The 17,713-nt window shown below is 68.6% G+C and carries 12 protein-coding genes; 3 read left to right on the top strand and 9 right to left on the bottom strand.

Annotated features, from left to right (window positions below; genetic code table 11):
• The first annotated feature begins 33 nt into the window (after positions 1-33).
• Positions 34-411, top strand: a complete 378-nt coding sequence (locus ACLD0U_RS02280; RefSeq protein ID WP_179411562.1) for a YccF domain-containing protein — start codon at positions 34-36, stop codon at positions 409-411.
• A 16-nt stretch (positions 412-427) separates the two neighbouring features.
• Here ACLD0U_RS02280 and ACLD0U_RS02275 read toward each other — a convergent pair whose 3' ends face one another.
• Entirely contained in the window at positions 428-1,414 is a 987-nt protein-coding gene (locus ACLD0U_RS02275) for a glycerophosphodiester phosphodiesterase family protein (RefSeq protein WP_410339714.1), read from the bottom strand.
• A gap of 88 nt (positions 1,415-1,502) precedes the next feature.
• Here ACLD0U_RS02275 and ACLD0U_RS02270 point away from each other — a divergent pair, with 88 nt between their 5' ends.
• Positions 1,503-2,408, top strand: coding sequence for a Bax inhibitor-1/YccA family protein (locus ACLD0U_RS02270; RefSeq protein ID WP_410339713.1), 906 nt, complete (start codon positions 1,503-1,505; stop codon positions 2,406-2,408).
• Between the two features lie 206 nt (positions 2,409-2,614).
• Here ACLD0U_RS02270 and guaA read toward each other — a convergent pair whose 3' ends face one another.
• The 5 genes from guaA to ACLD0U_RS02245 form a co-directional block, all read right to left on the bottom strand.
• Positions 2,615-4,201 carry a glutamine-hydrolyzing GMP synthase gene (gene guaA, locus ACLD0U_RS02265; RefSeq protein WP_179411565.1) on the bottom strand — a complete coding sequence of 529 codons (1,587 nt, stop codon included), beginning with the start codon at positions 4,199-4,201 and terminating at the stop codon, positions 2,615-2,617.
• The gene (locus tag ACLD0U_RS02260) at positions 4,198-4,686 is read right to left on the bottom strand and encodes a DUF3817 domain-containing protein (protein ID WP_222445387.1); all 489 of its coding nucleotides are present in this window, start codon (positions 4,684-4,686) and stop codon (positions 4,198-4,200) included. The genes guaA and ACLD0U_RS02260 overlap by 4 nt, the downstream gene beginning before the upstream one ends.
• Before the next feature lie 144 nt (positions 4,687-4,830).
• Positions 4,831-9,537 carry an ExeM/NucH family extracellular endonuclease gene (locus ACLD0U_RS02255; protein WP_410339712.1) on the bottom strand — a complete coding sequence of 1,569 codons (4,707 nt, stop codon included), beginning with the start codon at positions 9,535-9,537 and terminating at the stop codon, positions 4,831-4,833.
• 203 nt (positions 9,538-9,740) lie between these two features.
• A complete protein-coding gene (locus ACLD0U_RS02250) occupies positions 9,741-10,550 on the bottom strand; it encodes an SURF1 family protein (protein WP_410339711.1) in 810 nt (269 codons plus the stop codon).
• A 14-nt stretch (positions 10,551-10,564) separates the two neighbouring features.
• Positions 10,565-11,683 (bottom strand): GuaB3 family IMP dehydrogenase-related protein, encoded by a 1,119-nt coding sequence (locus ACLD0U_RS02245; protein ID WP_206551259.1) that lies wholly within the window; start codon positions 11,681-11,683, stop codon positions 10,565-10,567.
• 424 nt (positions 11,684-12,107) lie between these two features.
• Here ACLD0U_RS02245 and ACLD0U_RS02240 point away from each other — a divergent pair, with 424 nt between their 5' ends.
• Positions 12,108-12,695: an endonuclease domain-containing protein gene (locus ACLD0U_RS02240; RefSeq protein ID WP_410339710.1), complete on the top strand. Its 588-nt coding sequence runs from the start codon at positions 12,108-12,110 to the stop codon at positions 12,693-12,695.
• 139 nt (positions 12,696-12,834) lie between these two features.
• Here the strand turns inward: ACLD0U_RS02240 and ACLD0U_RS02235 are convergent, their stop codons facing one another.
• From ACLD0U_RS02235 to ACLD0U_RS02225, 3 genes are all read right to left on the bottom strand, one after another.
• Positions 12,835-14,523 carry an ABC-F family ATP-binding cassette domain-containing protein gene (locus tag ACLD0U_RS02235; protein ID WP_410339709.1) on the bottom strand — a complete coding sequence of 563 codons (1,689 nt, stop codon included), beginning with the start codon at positions 14,521-14,523 and terminating at the stop codon, positions 12,835-12,837.
• 280 nt (positions 14,524-14,803) lie between these two features.
• On the bottom strand, positions 14,804-16,288 hold the full coding sequence (locus ACLD0U_RS02230) for a pyridoxal-dependent decarboxylase (protein WP_410339708.1): 1,485 nt from the start codon (positions 16,286-16,288) through the stop codon (positions 14,804-14,806).
• Positions 16,285-17,637, bottom strand: a complete 1,353-nt coding sequence (locus ACLD0U_RS02225; RefSeq protein WP_179411571.1) for an MFS transporter — start codon at positions 17,635-17,637, stop codon at positions 16,285-16,287. Before ACLD0U_RS02225 ends, ACLD0U_RS02230 begins: the two co-directional genes overlap by 4 nt.
• Positions 17,638-17,713 lie beyond the last annotated feature (76 nt).

Below are 17,713 nucleotides of genomic sequence, written 5' to 3'. Positions count from 1 at the left end.
GAAGCCTAGGACAGGTGATGCGAGAATCAGGGCATGCGCACCATCCTCAACATCATCTGGGTCATCTTCGCCGGGTGGTCCATGTTCCTCGGCTACGTGCTCGCGGGCATACTGCTGTGCATTCCGATCATCACGATCCCGTGGGCGATCGCGTCGTTCCGCCTCGCGAACTACGCGTTCTGGCCCTTCGGGCGCGACGTCGTCGACCGCTCCACCTCGGGCGTCGGCTCACTGCTCGGCAACATCATCTGGGTCGTGCTGGCCGGATGGTGGCTCGCCATCGGGCACATCGTGACCGGTGTGGCGATGTGCCTGACGATCATCGGCATCCCCATGGGCATCGCCGCGTTCAAGATGGTGCCGATCTCACTCATGCCGCTCGGCAAAGAGATCGTGCGCGCAACGCGCTGACGACGGGCGCGAACCCTCAGCCGCGGAAGAACGCCACGCCCAGGTCGGGGTGGTCGACGAACACGCCATCGACGCCGGTGCGGGCGATCACGCCCCACTCCGACTCGTAGTCGCCGAAGGCGGCCTTGCCGCCACCGGCGCGGTACGGCGCCGACAGGAACGCATTCTCGGGGCGGCACGTCCACGTGAACACGCGCAGGCCGCGTGCGTGCGCATCGGCCACCAGCGTGGAGTCGGATGCCAGTAGCATCCGCTTGTTCACACTGATGCCATCCACCGTGCCCACAAGCGCGTCGAGCCCGGCCGGCGTGACCTCGTCGGCGTACTTGGGAGCGGCACGACCGTGCGCGGTGACGAGGTCGAAGGGCTTGCCCTTCGCCTCGATGAGATAGATGAAGGACGCCGCGATACCGGTCTTTCTGAGGCGGTGCAGCAGCGTCGACTCGAAGGCCTCGACGATCAGCGGCAGAGCGCCGTCGGCCCAGCCGGTCGCGCGCAGATCACGCTCGATGAGCGGCACCAGGTCGAGTCCGATGCCCGCGAAGTAGGTGGCGTGCTTCACCTCAAGCACGACCCCGATCTCGCGACCGTGCTCGGCCGACGCCCGGCGCACCATCTCGAGCAGGTCGGTCAGCCGCAGGATGGGCTGGGCGTCATCGAAGCTCGCGCTCGACCGGCGGATCTTCGGCAGCCGCTCGCGCGTGCGCAGCGTGGCAAGCTCGGCCCAGGTGAAGTCCTCGGTGAACCAGCCGGTCAGCGACTCCCCGTCGATCTTCTTGGTCGTTCGGCGGTCGGCGAACTCCGGCCGGTCAGCGACGTCGGTGGTGCCCGAGATCTCGTTCTCATGCCTCAGCACGAGCACGCCGTCCTTGCTGGCGACGACGTCGGGCTCGACAGCGTCCACGCCCATCGCGAACGCGAGTTCGTACGACGAGCGGCTGTGTTCGGGGCGGTATCCGGGTGCACCGCGGTGCCCGATGACAAGTGGCGATCTCCTGGGCACGTTCTCAGCGTAAACGAGCGTGCTCATAGCCTCGTCCCGGTATCGTGGGGGTAAGCGTTGACCGATCCCTCGGGAGTAGAGGCCACCAATGAGCAACTTCGCATTCAACAACCCGGCGTTCCAGGAGCCGCGCAGCGGCAACGGCGCGTCGACGCAGTACGCGCCCCCGCCGCCGCCGTCGGCTCAGCACGCCGCTGCGGATGCCGCCGCGAACGCGCAGCTGGAGGGCATGTTCGCCGCTCCGCCCGCCGGCGCCATCGAGACCGACCGGATGACCGTCGAGGACACCATCTGGAAGACCGTCGGCCTGTTCGGCATCCTGCTGGTCACCGCTGTCGCGGGCTGGATGTGGACGATGTCGACGCTGTACATCGACCCGACCACCGGGCAGCTCGGCGCTGACCTCACGCCGTGGATTGTCGGCGCCCTCGGCGGGTTCGTGCTCGCCCTGGTCGTGACGTTCACCTCGCGCAAAAAGGTGCGTCCGGCGCTCATCTGGGCGTACGCCGCCTTCGAGGGTCTGTTCATCGGTGCGATCTCGGCCTGGTTCGAGACCATCTTCCCCGGCATCGTCATGCAGGCAACCCTCGCTACCCTCGCCGTCGTGGGTGTGACCCTCGCCCTGTTCGCCAGCGGCAAGATCCGTGCCTCGAAGAAGATGACCAAGATCTTCATGATCGCCATGTTCGGCTACCTGGCGTTCTCGGTGCTGAACCTCATCCTGATGTGGGTCGGCGTCCCGATGGCCGGTGGCGCCTTCGGTATGCGCAGCATCGAGGTCGCGGGCATCCCGCTCGGCCTGATCATCGGCGTGCTCGTGGTCTTCATGGCCGCGTACTCGCTGGTGCTCGACTTCGACCAGATCCAGCAGGGTGTGCGCAACGGCGCCCCCCGCAAGTACGGCTGGCTCGGAGGCTTCGGCATCATGGTCACCGTCGTCTGGCTGTACATCGAGATCCTGCGGATGATCGCGATCCTGCGCGGCAGCGACTGACGGACGTTCTTCTCGAAAGGGCCGCTCTCCTCAGAGGGCGGCCCTTTTCATGTGCCCGGGGCATTGTTGTCGTCACCACGTCCCGCCGAGAAACCACTTCCCGCATGAGAAACCACCTCACGCGTGGTTTCTCAGACGGGAAGTGGTTTCTCAGCGGATGACGGGTGCCAGAGACGAAGAAGGGGCCGCTCTCGCGACCCCTTCTCTCACTCCCACTCGATGGTTGCCGGTGGCTTCGACGTGACGTCGAGCACGACCCGATTGACCTCGCGCACCTCGTTGGTGATGCGGTTCGAGATCTTCGCGAGCACGTCGTAGGGCAGGCGGGTCCAGTCGGCGGTCATGGCGTCTTCCGACGACACCGGACGCAGCACGATCGGATGCCCGTAGGTGCGTCCATCGCCCTGCACGCCCACCGAACGGACGTCGGCGAGCAGCACGACCGGGCACTGCCAGATCGTCTGGTCGAGGCCGGCCTTGGTGAGCTCCTCGCGCGCGATGGCGTCGGCCTCGCGCAGAACCTCGAGGCGCTCGCGAGTCACCTCGCCGATGATGCGGATGCCGAGGCCGGGCCCCGGGAAGGGCTGACGCCCGACGATCGCCTCAGGAATGCCGAGCTCACGACCGATCGCACGAACCTCGTCCTTGAACAGCGCGCGCAGCGGCTCGACGAGCTCGAAGTCGAGGTCGTCCGGCAGGCCGCCGACGTTGTGGTGCGACTTGATGTTCGCGGTACCCGATCCGCCGCCGGACTCGACGACGTCGGGGTACAGCGTGCCCTGCACGAGGAACTTCACGGGCGCGCCACCCGTGGCCTTGGCCTCTTCGACCAGATCGCGCTGCACCTGCTCGAACGCACGGATGAACTCACGGCCGATGATCTTGCGCTTGGTCTCGGGGTCGGTGACCCCGGCCAGGTGCCCCAGGAACGTGTCGACGGCATCGACGGTGATCAGACGCACACCGGTCGACTCGACGTAGTCCTTCTCGACCTGTTCGCGCTCGCCCTTGCGCAGCAGACCGTGGTCGACGAAGACCGCGGTCAGCTGGTCGCCGATGGCACGGTGAACCAGGGCGGTCGAAACCGCCGAGTCGACACCGCCCGAGAGCGCCGAGATGACGCGGGCGTCGCCGACCTGCTCGCGGATGCGCTCGATCTGCTCGGCGATGACGTTGTCGCTGTTCCAGTCGGCGGGCAGGCCCGCCCCCTTGTGCAGGAAGTTCTCGATGATGGCCTGGCCGTGATCGGAGTGCTTCACCTCGGGGTGCCACTGCACACCGTAGAAACGACGGTTCTCGTCAGCGAACGCCGCGACCTTGGTGGCATCGGTCGAGGCGAGCACCTCGAAGCCCTCGGGCGCGCGGGCGACCTGGTCACCGTGGCTCATCCACACGTTCTGCTCGGCGGGCTGGTCGCCCAGCAACGTGCTGCCCTCTGCCGTGATGTGGGCGTCGGTCGCGCCGTACTCGCGCAAGCCGGTGTGTGCCACCTCGCCGCCGAGCGTCTGCGCCATGTACTGGAACCCATAGCAAATGCCCAACGTGGGCACACCGAGATCGAACACGGCCGGGTCGAGCTTGGGGGCGCCGTCCTCGTACACCGACGAGGGACCGCCCGACAGGATCAGCGCCACCGGGTTCTTGGCGGCGATCTCTTCAGCCGTCGCCGTGTGCGGCACGATCTCGCTGTAGACGCCGGCCTCGCGGACGCGGCGGGCGATCAGCTGGGCGTACTGTGCGCCGAAATCGACGACGAGCGCGGGGCGCTGCTGGGTCTCGGTCTGCTCGGTCACCGGGCACCTTCCGTTTGAGAGTTCTGAGGTTCTGCTCCAGCCGCGACGTCGGCGGCCTCCCGCTCGGCGAGGTACGTCTTCACGTCGCGCGCGACCCGCGCCTCCATGATGAACGACAGGAACGGGATGACGCCACCGAGGGCGAGCCAGATGAATCGCAGGAACTTCCAGCGCATCAGGCTCCACATGCGGAAGCAGGCGAAGAGGTACACGACGTAGAACCAGCCGTGCACGATGAGGACGCCGAGCGACAGGTTGATCCCATCACCGGTCGATTCCAGGCCCTCGGGACCTTCGATGACATCGGCGAACCAGAGGAATCCGCCGGACCCTCCGAGGAAGAGTTCGAGACGGATCGGCGTGTACTTCAGCACCATCTCGGCGACGAGCAACAGCAGCATGACGCCGGTGATGATCGATGCGATCTGATAGAACTTCAGCGCTCCGCGGATCGCCGGGAAGCTGGCGACTCTGGGCTCGGGCATGCCCTCCATTCTAGCCGCCGAGCGCGCGGGCGATTGGCGCGTTGTGCGGGGCAACGCGAAGGCCCGCCGCAGACGTGTCGTCTGCGGCGGGCCCGTGGCTTTCAGCCCTGGGGAATCATCCCTCGAGCGTCAGCCGGCATGCACTCATGCCCGCATGCGGCGGCGGATCAGCACGAGCGCCCCACCGGCCACCAGCAGAAGCACGGCCAGCACGATGAAGGCGGTCGAGTCGGCACCCGTGGTGGCGAGGTCGCCGTCACCGGAGCCCGTGTCGCCACCGGCCGCGGTGACCGTGAGCTTCGCGCTCGCCTCGGATCCATCGGTCAGGATCGCGACGATGCTGTGCTCACCGGCCGCGGTGCCCTTCGGGATCATGACCGTGGCCGACAGCGTGCCGTCCTCACGAACGGTCGCCGAGCCGAGCTGAACCGGCGTGGAACGCAGCTCGAGCATGACCTTCTCGCCGGCGGGGAAGCCCTCACCCGAGATCGTCACCGACTCGCCCGCCGCGACCGTGGAGCGGTCGAGCGAGATCGTGCCCTCGGCAACCTCGGCGGCGATGCGGAACGGCACCTGCACGACCGTGCCGGTCGAAGCGACCGCGACGGTGAGCGTCTGCGCACCGGTCACGTCGTCCGGGACCGTGAACGTCAGGCTCGCACGCCCGACCTCGTCGGTGGTGTCGACGACGGCGGGGTCGATCGCGCCCGACGCCAGCTGAGTCGCGCCCAGCGACAGCGTGACCTCGCCCGGTGCGGGCTCACCGGCGCTGAACGCCAGCGACGACAGCGAAACGGTCACCTCGGTGCCGGCGCTGAACTCGTCATCTGCCGGGTCGAGCACCACGCCGACTGCACGCTGCGCGTAGTCGGGGGTCGCGGTGCCGTTCGCGTCGAACCAGTCGACCATCGACTGCAAATCGATGCGGCCGGTGTCGCGCTTGTCGGTGCCCTCGGCGAGCGTGGCGAAGTTGTCGCCACCACCGGCGAGGAACGAGTTGGCCGCGACGGTGTAGCTGGCCGACATGTCAATCTCCTCACCGTCGAGCATCATCGAGGTGATGCGCTCGCCCTGAGCGGCGGTCGGGTCGTAGGTGTACACCAGCCCCTCCGAGACGCCGAGCTTGAGGAACGGACGGCTGGCGCCCTCGGGCTGCCACTGCTCTTCGAGCACGCTCTTGAGCTGCGCACCGGTGAGCTGCTGCGTGACCAGCGTGTTGGCGAACGGCTGCACCGTCGCCGCCTCGCGGTAGGTCACGTTGCCATCCGGGTCCTCGGCGCCCGAGGACGCGAAGGTGAGGTTGGCCCGCAGACCACCCGGGTTCATCAGTGCGACGTCGGCGTCGGTCGCCCACTGCTGCACGTCGGCGACGAAGTTTCCGATCGTCGACTCGCCACCGCGGTTCTCGGTGGTGCCGTCGCTCTGGCGTGCCCGCAGGAAGTCGGCGGTGATGTCGCCCACCTTGACGGCACCGAGCACGTCGGCCTCCGCTACGGCGGCGTCGACGATCTGCTGCACCTCGGGAACGGCCGGGTAGTTGCCCTCCCACTGGCGCGGTGCGACCTCGGTGGCCAGCGGACGGATCTCGTTCTCGATCGAGAGCAGCTCCTTGGTGTCGCGGTCGACCTGCAGGTTCATCACACCGAGGTTCTTGCCGTACTCACCGGCCGAGATCACCGGGCGTCCGTCGATCACGTGGTTGTAGGCCAGGTGGGTGTGGGCCGAGACGATGGCATCCACGTCGCCGTCGACGCCGTAGACGATCTCGCCCAGCGGGGTGTCTGGGGTGATGTCCTCGACCACGACGGTCGACGCGCCCTCGTGCACCAGCAGGATGACCACGTCGGCTTCGCCGTTGGCGCTGTTGCCGTCACGCAGGTCGTCGGCCACGGCGTTGACCGAGTCGACGATGCTGCGCACCTCGAGGTCGGCGATGCCCTCGGGGCGGACCAGCGAACCAAGATCCTCGGTCACGGCGCCAACGAAGCCGACGCGCACGCCGTCCATCTCCTTGACCCAGGCCGGGGCGAGCGCAGGCTGACCGGTGTCGGTCAGGAACACGTTCGCCGCGATGTACTCCCAGTCGGCCCGGTCCTGCACACGGTCTCGCAGGTCTTCCCAGCCCTGGTCGAACTCGTGGTTGCCCGCGGCGCTCACATCGAGCCCGGCGGCGTTGAGCGCGTCGATGGTCGGCTCGTCGTTGTTGATGAACGACGTGAACGTCGATGCGCCGATCAGGTCACCGGCGGCGGCGAAGATCGTGTTCGGGTTCTCGTCGCGCACGTGCTGCACCGCACCGGCCAGGACCGCGGCACCAGCCGCAGCACCATCGGCTTCGATCCGACCGTGGAAGTCGTTGATCGTAGCGATGTCGATGCTCACCGGCGGGGCCGACGCCGAGACGCCGACCAGAATCGGGTCGTGGTCGCTCGAGCGGTAGGGGGTGCCGGTCTCGGCGGCGCCGAAGGCGTAGCCCCGGTCGCTCCACTCGGGCGAGTTGATGGACCATACGGCCGCGTCGGTGATCGACGGCGCCAGCGACGGCGAGGCGATCACGTGGTCGAGCGAGCCGAGCTCACCGTCGAACGTGTAGGTGTACTGGCCGTCGGTGCGGTCAGCGACCAGGCTGCTCCACCCCTCCGAGGCGAACACGTCGATCGGGTCTTCTTCGCTGTAGGCGTTGAAGTCGCCGATCAGCAGGATGTCCTCGCTGCCCGCGTCATCGGCGAGCTGCTCGGTGAAGTCCAGCAGCGACTCGGCCTGCTCGACGCGCTCGGCGTTGAAACGCCCCTGTCCGTCGGCCGGCTCAGCACCGCTACCGCCCTTGGACTTGAAGTGGTTCGCGACCACGGTGACGGTGCGGCCGTCGATGTCGAACGCCTGCGCGATCGGCTCACGAGCGATGTTCCACACCGTCTCGTCGACGATCGAGGCGCTGTCGCCGATGGTCGAGACCGCATCCTTCTTGTAGATGATCGCGTTCGTGATGAAGTCGGTGATCGCGGCGTTGTCCAGCACCTCGGGCGTGGGCACGTAGTCCCAGACCTCACTGCCGGCGGCGGCGTTGAGCCCGTCGACGAGGTCGGCGAGCGCTGTGTCGACGGGGTCGCCGAACTTGACCGAGTTCTCGATCTCCATCAGCGCGACGATCTCAGCGTCCAGATCGTTGATCGCCGTGACGATCTTCGACTTCTGGATCGCGAACTGCGCCGCGTCGCCGGCGCCACGGGCATCCGAGTTCTCGGAGCGCAGCGTCGTGAAGTAGTTGTAGACGTTGAACGCCGCGACCTGCACGTCGCCACCGACGGCCGGAACCTCGGGGCGCGGGTTCTTCGTCTCGAAGGTGACCTTCTGTGCCGCGGGCGACTCGCTGTTCAGCGGAGTCGTGGGCTGCAGACGCCAGTCGTTGAAGCCGTACTGCAGCACGAAGCCGTTGTCGCCGAAGTCGACGACGTCGCCGTTGCGCACGACGACATCCTTCGTGAAGTACGGCTGACCGCCCGGGTGGGCCGCGTTGCTGACCTGGATGCTGTAGCCGTCGTCGAGCAGGATGCGCTCAGCACGGTTGGCCGCCGCGACGGCGTCGGCGTCGGCACCGGGCCGGTGCATCTCTGTGCTCTTGACGTTCAGCTCGCCGGGGTTCAGCCACAGCGTTCCGTAGTTGTACAGCTGGTGGCTGGAAGCCACCGCGTAGTCGCCGGTCGGCACGACGAGCATGCTCTCGTAGGCCTCGCGGTCGTCGCCGACGACCGTGGCGGGCAGCGGGGTGAGCGCGGGCAGGCCCGCCTCGGCGGTCACGACGGTGACATCGGATGCCGACGCCGGCGTGATCTGGGTCTGACCGAAGTACTCTCCGACCACTCCCGTCACCGAGACGAGATCGCCGATCTCACCAGGAACACTCTTGCCGTTGAGGTAGACGAACACGCCGTCGGATGCTTCGCGCGCGGCGTCGCTGCCACCGGAACCGGCGGTCTGGATGACGATGCCGTTGTATCCACCGGTGCGGTGGTCGGCGGTGATGACGCCCTCGACCTTGACGGTCTCGTTGACCCACGGAGACGCACCGCCGGTGCCCTGCACCTCGGCGATGGTCGCCTCGATCACGGCGCCACCGTCACCCCCGTCGCCGCCGTCACCACCGTCGGTCTCGCCGCTGGTCTCGCCGGCGGCGTTGGTCGGAGTGATGTCGACGGACAGCGAGAAGTCGGCGCTGTTGTCGTCGGTATCGACCGCGTCGGTGCGGTTCAGCGACTTGACGTCGGTGTTGCTCGACGGCGCCGTCGCCGCGGCGGTCTCGAACGTGTTGGAGGTGCCGTAGCCGAGCAGGTCGATGACGTTCTCAGCACCCGCGGAGGAACCGGGCGTCAGCGTGATCGCCGTGGTGCCCTGCACCAGCGCGAGGGTGCCCTTCGTGCCGCTCGGCGAGAGGGAGGTCTCGGCATCGGCCGTCGGCAGTGCTGCACCGTTGGATCCGTTGCTGTTCGCCTGCACCAGGAAGTAGCCACCGGCAGGAATCGTGCCGGTCAGCACACCGAGCCCGGTGAACTCCCCCGTGCCGCCCGAAGAGCGGTACTGCAGCGACATGCCGTCGAGGACGATGTCCTGGTCGGTCGGGTTGTACAGCTCGACGAACTTGTGCGTGAACGCAGCGCCGGCGCTTCCGCCGGACAGGTACGCCTCGTTGATGACCACGCCCGTGCCTGCCGGGTTGGCGAAGGCGGGGGTGGCGACGAGCGTTCCGAGGCTCATCGCGCATGCGGTCGTCAGTGCGAGTGCGCCCCAGCGCGCTCGCATCCGGTGTCGGGGTGCGGAAGCCGTGCGGCTCGCGTCCCGGAGATCGGGCATCATCGTTGCAGTCTCCTCCATCGGTGAACGGTCAGGAGGTGCTGTGAACCCCGCGACCGACGCGTGCCACGGGAACACGCGCATGAATGCGACCATAGGGGTCGGCGCCGACACCGGGCAAGCACCAAAGCGTCGCCGGGGTGAACGGCAGCGGAACAGCTGTCGCGCGCGTCAGCCTGCGGCGCGGCCTGGTGCGAAGAACCCGCTCAGGCTGCGCTACTCGTGGCGTCCTCGAACTCCTCGACCTCGCGCTCCCACGCATCGCGCGCAAGGCGATACCAGAGGTAGAACGCGAAGCCGGCGAAGACCGCCCACTCGATGGCGTAGAAGATGTTGAGCCAGTTGATCGGCGACTTCAGCTCGGGTGCCGGCGAGCTGATGTCGACCAGCCCCTGCGGAGCCTCGATCGAGGCCAGGTACGGCCGGTAGACATCGAGCTGCTCGGTGTCGTGCCAGCGGCTCAGCAGCGCTGCGGGAGACATCCGATCCAGCCGCATCGGCTCGGTACTCGGCGGCACCTGAACACCCTCGTCGTCGATGAGTCGCCCCTGCAGCTCAGCCGGTACGGCGCCCGCCTGCGTGAGGGACGCGACGGCGGCATCCGCCTGCTCGCGCGTCGGAGCCCACCCGAGCGCCACGGCGATCGACGTGCGCTCAGCGACCCGCAACTGGCCGCTGACCCAGTAGCCCTCGGCACCGTCGTTCACGCGCGACGAGATGACGATGAAGTCCTCGGGCACCCACGTGCCGCTGGTGGTGACCTTCTGCCCGCCCAGTTCCTCAGCGAGGTATGTGCCCGGTTCGATGACCTCGGTCAGCGAGAGCACCTGCTCGGTCGCACCGGGCGGAGGCGGGTCGGTATCGATCGCACTGGCCAGCTGCCACTGTCCGAGCCAGGCGAACACGCCGGCGACGATCAAGCACAGCCCGAGCACGCCCATCCAGCGCGGACGCAGCATGACCTCGCGCAGCGTGGGGGCGAATCGCGGTGTCGCGTCGGGCTCCGTCGTGCTCATCCCGGCTCGTGTCGTCATCCCAGTTCGTACGGCGCCAGCACGACCTCGACCCGCTGGAACTCCTTCAGGTCGGAGTAGCCGGTGGTGGCCATCGACTTGCGCAGCGCGCCGATCAGGTTGGCGGTGCCGTCCGCGACCGGGGCCGGGCCGTACAGGATCTCTTCAAGGTTCGCGACGCGGTCGACCGCCACACGGCGTCCGCGCGGAAGCTGCGGGTGGTGCGCCTCAGCACCCCAGTGGAAGCCCTGACCGGGTGCATCCGTGGCACGCGAGAGCGCGACGCCCAGCATGACGGCATCCGCACCCATCGCGAGAGCCTTGACCATGTCGCCGGAAGTGCCCACGCCGCCGTCGGCGATCACGTGCACGTAGCGTCCGCCCGACTCGTCGAGGTAGTCGCGGCGCGCCGCGGCGACGTCCGAGACGGCCGTCGCCATGGGGGCGTGGATGCCGAGGGTCACGCGCGTCGTGGATGCTGCTCCCCCACCGAAACCGACGAGCACACCAGCCGCTCCGGTGCGCATCAGGTGCAGCGCCGCGGTGTAGGTCGACGCGCCGCCGACGATGACGGGCACATCGAGGTCGTAGATGAACTTCTTCAGGTTCAGCGGCTCGGTGACGCTGGAGACGTGCTCGGCCGACACGGTGGTGCCGCGGATCACGAACAGGTCGACACCGGCGGCCACGACGGTCTCGTACAGCTCCTGCGTGCGCTGCGGGGTCAGCGAGCCGGCCACGGTGACACCGGCTTCGCGGATCTCGGCGAGGCGCTGTTTGATGAGCTCGGGCTTGATCGGCTCGGAGTAGAGCTGCTGCATGCGCACGGTCGCCTGCTCGGCAGGCAGAGCGGCGATCTCGTCGAGCATCGGCTGCGGGTTCTCGTACCGGGTCCACAGGCCCTCGAGGTCGAGCACGCCGACGCCGCCGAGCTGGCCCAGCATGATCGCCGTCTGCGGGCTGATCACCGAGTCCATCGGCGCGCCGATCACCGGGATGTCGAACGAGAACGCGTCGATCGTCCAGGCCGTCGACACGTCTTCGGGGTTGCGGGTGCGTCGCGACGGCACGACCGCAATGTCGTCGAACGTGTAGGCGCGTCGCGCACGCTTGCCTCGGCCGATCTCGATGTCCATGCTCACCCCTCCACCCTACCCGTCGGGCCGACATCGCCCTTCCGTGCGGTCACCGCCCCGATCTCGCCGGGCGTGCTCGCACTTGCCCGCGCTGCCCGCACGAGAACAGGCCCGTTGCTGAGAACAGGCTGATTCTGCGGCATCCGCCCTGTTCTCAGCATCCGTCCTGTTCTCGGTGGCGCCGCCACCCGGCGACGCGGCGCGGGGCGGCGTCGCACACAGTAGCGATCTGCGCGCCGCCGGCTACTCCGTGCACGAGATGCGGAGCGCAGTCGAGGCCAGCAGGGCCGAGCGGGTGCGACGCTCCTGGCTCGTCACGCCGCAGTGTTCTCGTGCGCACCGCGCGGCGGCTGAGGTGAGCGGCCGTGTGACGTGTGTGACGGCGGCGAAGCGGCTCGGACTGTGGTCTACCGATGATCCCCGGGTGCACCTCGCGATCCCGTCGACGTCGTCGCGGATCGGGGATCACGAGCATGTGCTGCACTGGGCACCGGGCCCGGCGCCCGTCGCGCGCTTCGCCGTGGAGGATCCGATACTGAACGTGCTCTACCACGTGGGTCGATGCCAGGAACCCTCGGATGCGACCGCGATCTGGGAGTCGGCCCTGCGCATCGGTCTCGTGACGCTCCCCCAGCTGCGCCGCACGGCATGGCACAGCACCGCGGTGCAGAACGTGCTCGACGTCGTCGGCACCCTGTCGGACTCTGGTGTGGAGACCCGGTTCCTGGCGATTGCGCGCAGCTGCGGAGTCGCGGTGCAGCAGCAGGTGGTCATCGACGGGCACCCTGTGGACGCGCTGATCGGCGAACGTCTGGTGGTGCAGCTGGACGGGTTCACACATCACCGCAAGCCGAAGGACCGCCGCCGAGACCTGCGTCAGGACGCCCGGCTGGCCTTGCTCGGGTACACCGTGTTGCGCTTCGACTACCAACAAGTGATGTTCGACCCGACCTACGTGCAGCAGACGATCATCAACGCCGTCGCCCAGGGGCTGCACCGGGCGCGCAGGTGAGGTGTGGGCATCGCGTCACCGAGAGCAGGACGAATCCCGAGAACAGGACGGATGCCCGAAATCCAGCCTGTTCTCGGTAACGAGCCTGTTCTCGTTCACGGGCGCACGCCGGCCGGGTGCGGAAGCCCCCGCCCGCTCCTCACCGGGCGCGGACCACCCGTTTCTCGTCCCAGACCGGGGCATCCGACTCGTACACGTCACCGTCCTCGCCGAAGACCAGGAACCGGTCGAACGAACGCGCGAACCACCGGTCATGGGTGACGGCCAGCACGGTGCCCTCGAAGCGCGCGATGGCCTGTTCGAGTGCCTCGGCGGATTCCAGGTCGAGGTTGTCGGTGGGCTCATCGAGAAGCAGCATGGTGGCCCCGCTGAGCTCCAGCAACAACACCTGGAAGCGTGCCTGCTGACCTCCGGAAAGCTGCTCGAACGCCTGCTGCGCCTGCCGGACCAGACCGTAGCGGTCGAGGGCCGAGCTGGCCGCATCGCGAGGCATCCCCGCGCGCCGGTCATCGCCGCGGTGCAGGATGTCGAGCAGGGTGCGTCCGACGAACTCCGGGTGGGCGTGGGTCTGCGCGAACAGGCCGGGCACGACGCGTGCTCCGAGCACGGCCGCGCCGCCGTGCGGAACGGGAAGCAATGCCTCGGATGCTGTCGTGAGATGTCCCCGGGTGGGATCAGGGTCGCTGCCGCCGCGGGCCAGCAGGCGCAGGAAGTGCGACTTGCCAGAGCCGTTCGAGCCGAGCACGGCCACCCGATCGCCGAACCAGATCTCGGCATCGAACGGCCGCATCAAGCCCGTGAGCTCGAGCCCGGTGCACACCAGCGCCCGTTTACCGGTGCGCGCACCACGCAGACGCATGTCAAAGTCCTGTGCGGGTGGGCGCTCCTCGGGCGGGCCCGCCTCTTCGAACCGGCGCAGTCGGGTCTGCGCCGCTTGGTAGCGCGAGGCGAATCCGTCGTTGGCGGACGCCTTGACCTTGAGAGTGGCGACGAGTGCCTTGAGCTTGGCGTGCTGTTCGTCCCAGCGGCGCCGCAGCTCGTCGAGGCGGTCCATGCGATCGCTGCGCGCCTGATGGTACGTGGCGAACCCACCGCCGTGCACCCACGCCGTAGCGCCCGCTCCCCCGACCTCCAGGGTGATGATGCGATCGGCCGCTCTGGCCAGCAGCTCGCGATCGTGCGAGACCAGCAGCACGGTCTTCGCGCTGTCGCGCAGAGATTGCTCCAACCAGCGCTTTCCCGGTACATCGAGGTAGTTGTCGGGCTCGTCCAGAAGCAGCACGTCGTCGGGACCGCGCAGCAGTGCCTCCAGGGCGAGCCGCTTCTGCTCGCCACCCGAAAGGCTGTCGAGAGAGCGATACCGGGCACGGTCGTAGGGCACACCGAGCGCGGCCACCGTGCACTGGTCCCACACGGTCTCGTGCTCGTAGCCACCGGCATCCGCGTAGTCGGCGAGCGCGGTCGCGTAGGCCATCTGCGTGCGCTCGTTCTCGGCGTCGATGAGCGCGTTCTCGGCGGCATCGAGTGCTTCGGCGGCGGCCCGGATGCGCGTGGGCGCGACGCTCGCCAGAAGATCCTGGACGGTCATCTCGCCGTCGCCGTGACCGACGAACTGATCCATCACCCCGAGGGAACCGTCGATGGTCACCGCACCGGCATCCACTGCGAGTTCGCCGCGGATGATGCGCAGCAGCGTCGATTTGCCGGCGCCGTTCGGCCCGATCAGCGCGCTGGTCACGCCGGAGCCGACGCGGAACGTCACCTCATCGAGCAGGGGGCGTCCGTCAGGGAGGGTCAGTGAAAGAGCACTGACGTCGATGTGGGCCACGGTGGTTTCCTTCCGCCCACCGAGTGGCGAGCCTGCCAGGCTATCAGCCGCGGGCATCCGACGCCGTCGCGCTCACGCTCCCCGCGTACCGCGCGTCCCTCACCGTTCGCTACTCGTCCCCACCGCGCACTTCCCTGCACCGAGAACAGGACAAATCCCGAGAGCAGGATGGATGCTCGAAATCCAGCCTGTTCTCGGCAAAGAGCCTGTTCTCGTGCGGGGCGCAGGTCACCGGGCTAGGACCACACGGCCCACGGCACGGCCGCCGGCCCAGCCCCGATCAGCGCGGATCCGACAGCCGCGCCAGCAACTCTGACAGGAGCGCCTCGGCGACCGGCGCCGGGAGAAGCTCGACCAGCGCCATCAACGTGGCCAGCGGCGCATCGGCCGATACCTTCGCGGCCCCGGCCAGGCGCAGCAGGGTCCACGCAGCGCGCGGCCCCGGCACGCGACCGCCGTGACCGTACCCGAGCGCCGTCACGACCCGGGCGAGAGCCCGCGCGTCAGCGGGCGGCACACCGCGCACCTCATCGGATGCCGCAGCCAGCGCCCCGGTGAACTCGTCGATGCCGTCGTCGAGCGCCGGTGTGAGCGTGAGGTGCGCGCTGTGCAGAATGCGCACGCCGTCGGACTGCGTGAATCCTGGCTGGTGCTGGATCTTCCAGCCGTGCCGGGTGAGGGCATCCGCCAGGCGATGCGGGTCCACGCGGTGCGCGGACGGAACGGACTCATCGGCGACGACGGCGATCGCGGGTCCGACCGGATCGCCGAGCACCGCGAGCCCCGGAATCTCGTGCACCGCACGCCGCACGGCTGTCGCGGCACGGCGGATCGCATCGGTCAACTCGGCGTAGCCGTCGCCACCCAGATGCTGCGTGATCGCCCAGGCGGCGGCGAGCGGAGAGGCCGAGCGCGAACCCAGCAGCGTCGGATTGACGACCGGGTACCCCGCCCAGCGTGTGGTGGCGAAGAACTGGGCGCGGCGGCGCCGGCGCGCCTGGGGTCCGCCGTGCAGCAGCACCGAGACGCCCTTGGGTGCGTAGCCGAACTTGTGCAGATCGGCCGAGATGCTGGTGACACCGCGCACCCGAAAGTCCCACGCCGGCAGCTTCGGCCACCACGGCAGGACGAAACCTCCGAAGCAGGCATCGACATGGCACGGGATGCCCCGGTCGGCGGCGGCGGGGGCGACGGCGCCGACCGGGTCGAGCAGGCCCGTCGGATAGCTCGGTGCAGAGACGACCACCAGCGCCACATCGTTGCCCATCCGCCCAATGATCTCGGCCGGATCAACCGACCCGTCCGGCGCGCACGGCACCGGATCGAAGTCGAGGTCGAACAGCGCCGCGGCTTTCTGGAACGCGGCGTGAGCAGTGGCCGGAGCCACCAGCCGCGGCCGCTTTCGTGCGGCATCCGTCGGGTTCTCGGCACGCCAGAGATCGCGGGCGGACTTGACCGCGAGCAGGCAGCTCTCGGTCCCGCCACTGGTGACCGTGCCGACGACAGAGCGCCGGCCGTGCAGCATCCGCCGCGCGAAACCGATCACGTCACGCTCCATCGCGGCGATCGACGGGAACACCGTGGGGTCGAGGCCGTTCAGCGGCCGCGCCAGGCGCGCGGCGGCATCCGCCAACTCATCGAGCTCGGTCACGCCCGAGTCGTAGACATACGAGAGCACTCGCCCACCGTGCGTCGGCGCGTCAGCGGCGCGCAGGTGGTGCAGCCGGTCGAGAACGTCGGCCGGACGCGGCTCCCCCGCGCTCATGCCGACGTCCCGATGATGTCGTGCTCGCGCAGGCGATAGCGGGCCAACGTCGCGAGACTGACCAGCATCAGTGCGGCGGGCAGCAGGCTGAACGCGACCGCGATGCCGGTGACGGCGGCATCCGGCTGGACGACCTCGACGTTCGCGGTCGTCTCGATGTACCCGGTGGCCGCGAGCACGATCGACAGCACCGTCGCACCCAGCGCCATGCCGGTGGTCTCACCCGCGGTCCACACCCCGCCGAAGATGCCGGAGCGGTTCGCGCCACCGGTCTCGCTGCGGTCGTGGGCGATCACATCCGGCAGCATCGCCATCGGCAGCGTCTGCATGCCCGCGTAGGCCGCGCCGGCGAGCGCGACCGGCAACAGGATCCACCACCCGGGCATCCACACCATCGCCGTGAGCACCAACGTGGCGACCAGGAAGATCATGCTGGCCAGGCGGAACCCGCGTTCCTTGCCGACCCGGTCGGCGATCTTCTTCCAGACCGGGGCCATCAGCAGGGCGGGCGCGATCAATGACGCGAACAGCGGCGTGACGGCATCCTCATCGTTCAGCACCCACCGAGCGACGAACTGCGCGGCGGCCAGCATCAGGCCCGTGGCGAGACCCTGCAGCATGAACGTCGCCAGCAGCGCGCGGAACGGCTGGCTCTGCCGCAGCACCGCGATTCCGTCGCGGTAATGGGTGCCGATCGACGCCCCCGGGTGCACCGGAAGCAGCGGACGCTGCGGCGCAACCGTCGACGCGATGTAGAGCCCGATCCCCAGCACCACAGCGGCGACCAGCGCCATCACCAGATACCCCAGCAACGGGTCGTCCGGGAACATGCCCCGGATCTCGGGGCCGCCGGCGCCGAACAACAGGATCGCGACGGTGAGCATCACCACCCGCCAGGTCAGCAGCCGCGTGCGCTCACGGTAGCCGTCGGTGAGTTCGGCAGGCAGGGCGATGTAAGGCACCTGGAACAGGCTGAAGCAGGTCGCCGCGGCGATGAATGCGATCAGCACCCAGATCGCGGATGCCGCAGGGCCGATCCCCGCTGGCACCGCGAAGGTCAGCACGAAAGCGATCGGCAAGCCGATCGCGCCGATCCGCATCAGCCCGCGTCTGCTTCCGGTGCGGGCGAGGCCGTTGTCGCTGAGCCCGCCGATGACCGGATCGATCAGCACGTCCCAGACCTTGGCCGCGGTCACGATCGCCCCCGCGGCAAGCGCCGTCACCCCCAACGAGTCGGTGAGGTAGTAGACGAGCACCAGACCGGGCAGGGTGGCGAACCCGCCGGTACCCAGTGACCCCATGGCGTATCTGGCCACCTGCCCGCGGGTCAGGTTCGACGCTGAATCCATGAGCCCACTCTATCGACGGGCATCCGACGCTCTGATCAGGGCGAGCCGGGCCCGACGCGCCCTGCGCTCGCCCGCA

The sequence above is a fragment of the Microbacterium sp. 2216-1 genome (genome assembly GCF_046507855.1).
Lineage (GTDB): Bacteria > Actinomycetota > Actinomycetes > Actinomycetales > Microbacteriaceae > Microbacterium > Microbacterium esteraromaticum_C.
The sequence above is the reverse complement of the archived record's forward strand: the minus strand, read 5'-3'. Positions and strand labels throughout refer to the sequence as shown.

Excerpts from the sequence above, each read along its gene's own strand:
- ACLD0U_RS02280 (WP_179411562.1), top strand. The coding sequence starts at position 34 with ATGCGCACCATCCTCAACATCATCTGGGTCATCTTCGCCGGGTGGTCC.
- ACLD0U_RS02270 (WP_410339713.1), top strand. The coding sequence starts at position 1,503 with ATGAGCAACTTCGCATTCAACAACCCGGCGTTCCAGGAGCCGCGCAGC.
- ACLD0U_RS02260 (WP_222445387.1), bottom strand. The coding sequence starts at position 4,686 with ATGCCCGAGCCCAGAGTCGCCAGCTTCCCGGCGATCCGCGGAGCGCTG.
- ACLD0U_RS02255 (WP_410339712.1), bottom strand. The coding sequence starts at position 9,537 with ATGATGCCCGATCTCCGGGACGCGAGCCGCACGGCTTCCGCACCCCGA.
- ACLD0U_RS02250 (WP_410339711.1), bottom strand. The coding sequence starts at position 10,550 with ATGAGCACGACGGAGCCCGACGCGACACCGCGATTCGCCCCCACGCTG.
- ACLD0U_RS02245 (WP_206551259.1), bottom strand. The coding sequence starts at position 11,683 with ATGGACATCGAGATCGGCCGAGGCAAGCGTGCGCGACGCGCCTACACG.
- ACLD0U_RS02230 (WP_410339708.1), bottom strand. The coding sequence starts at position 16,288 with ATGAGCGCGGGGGAGCCGCGTCCGGCCGACGTTCTCGACCGGCTGCAC.
- ACLD0U_RS02225 (WP_179411571.1), bottom strand. The coding sequence starts at position 17,637 with ATGGATTCAGCGTCGAACCTGACCCGCGGGCAGGTGGCCAGATACGCC.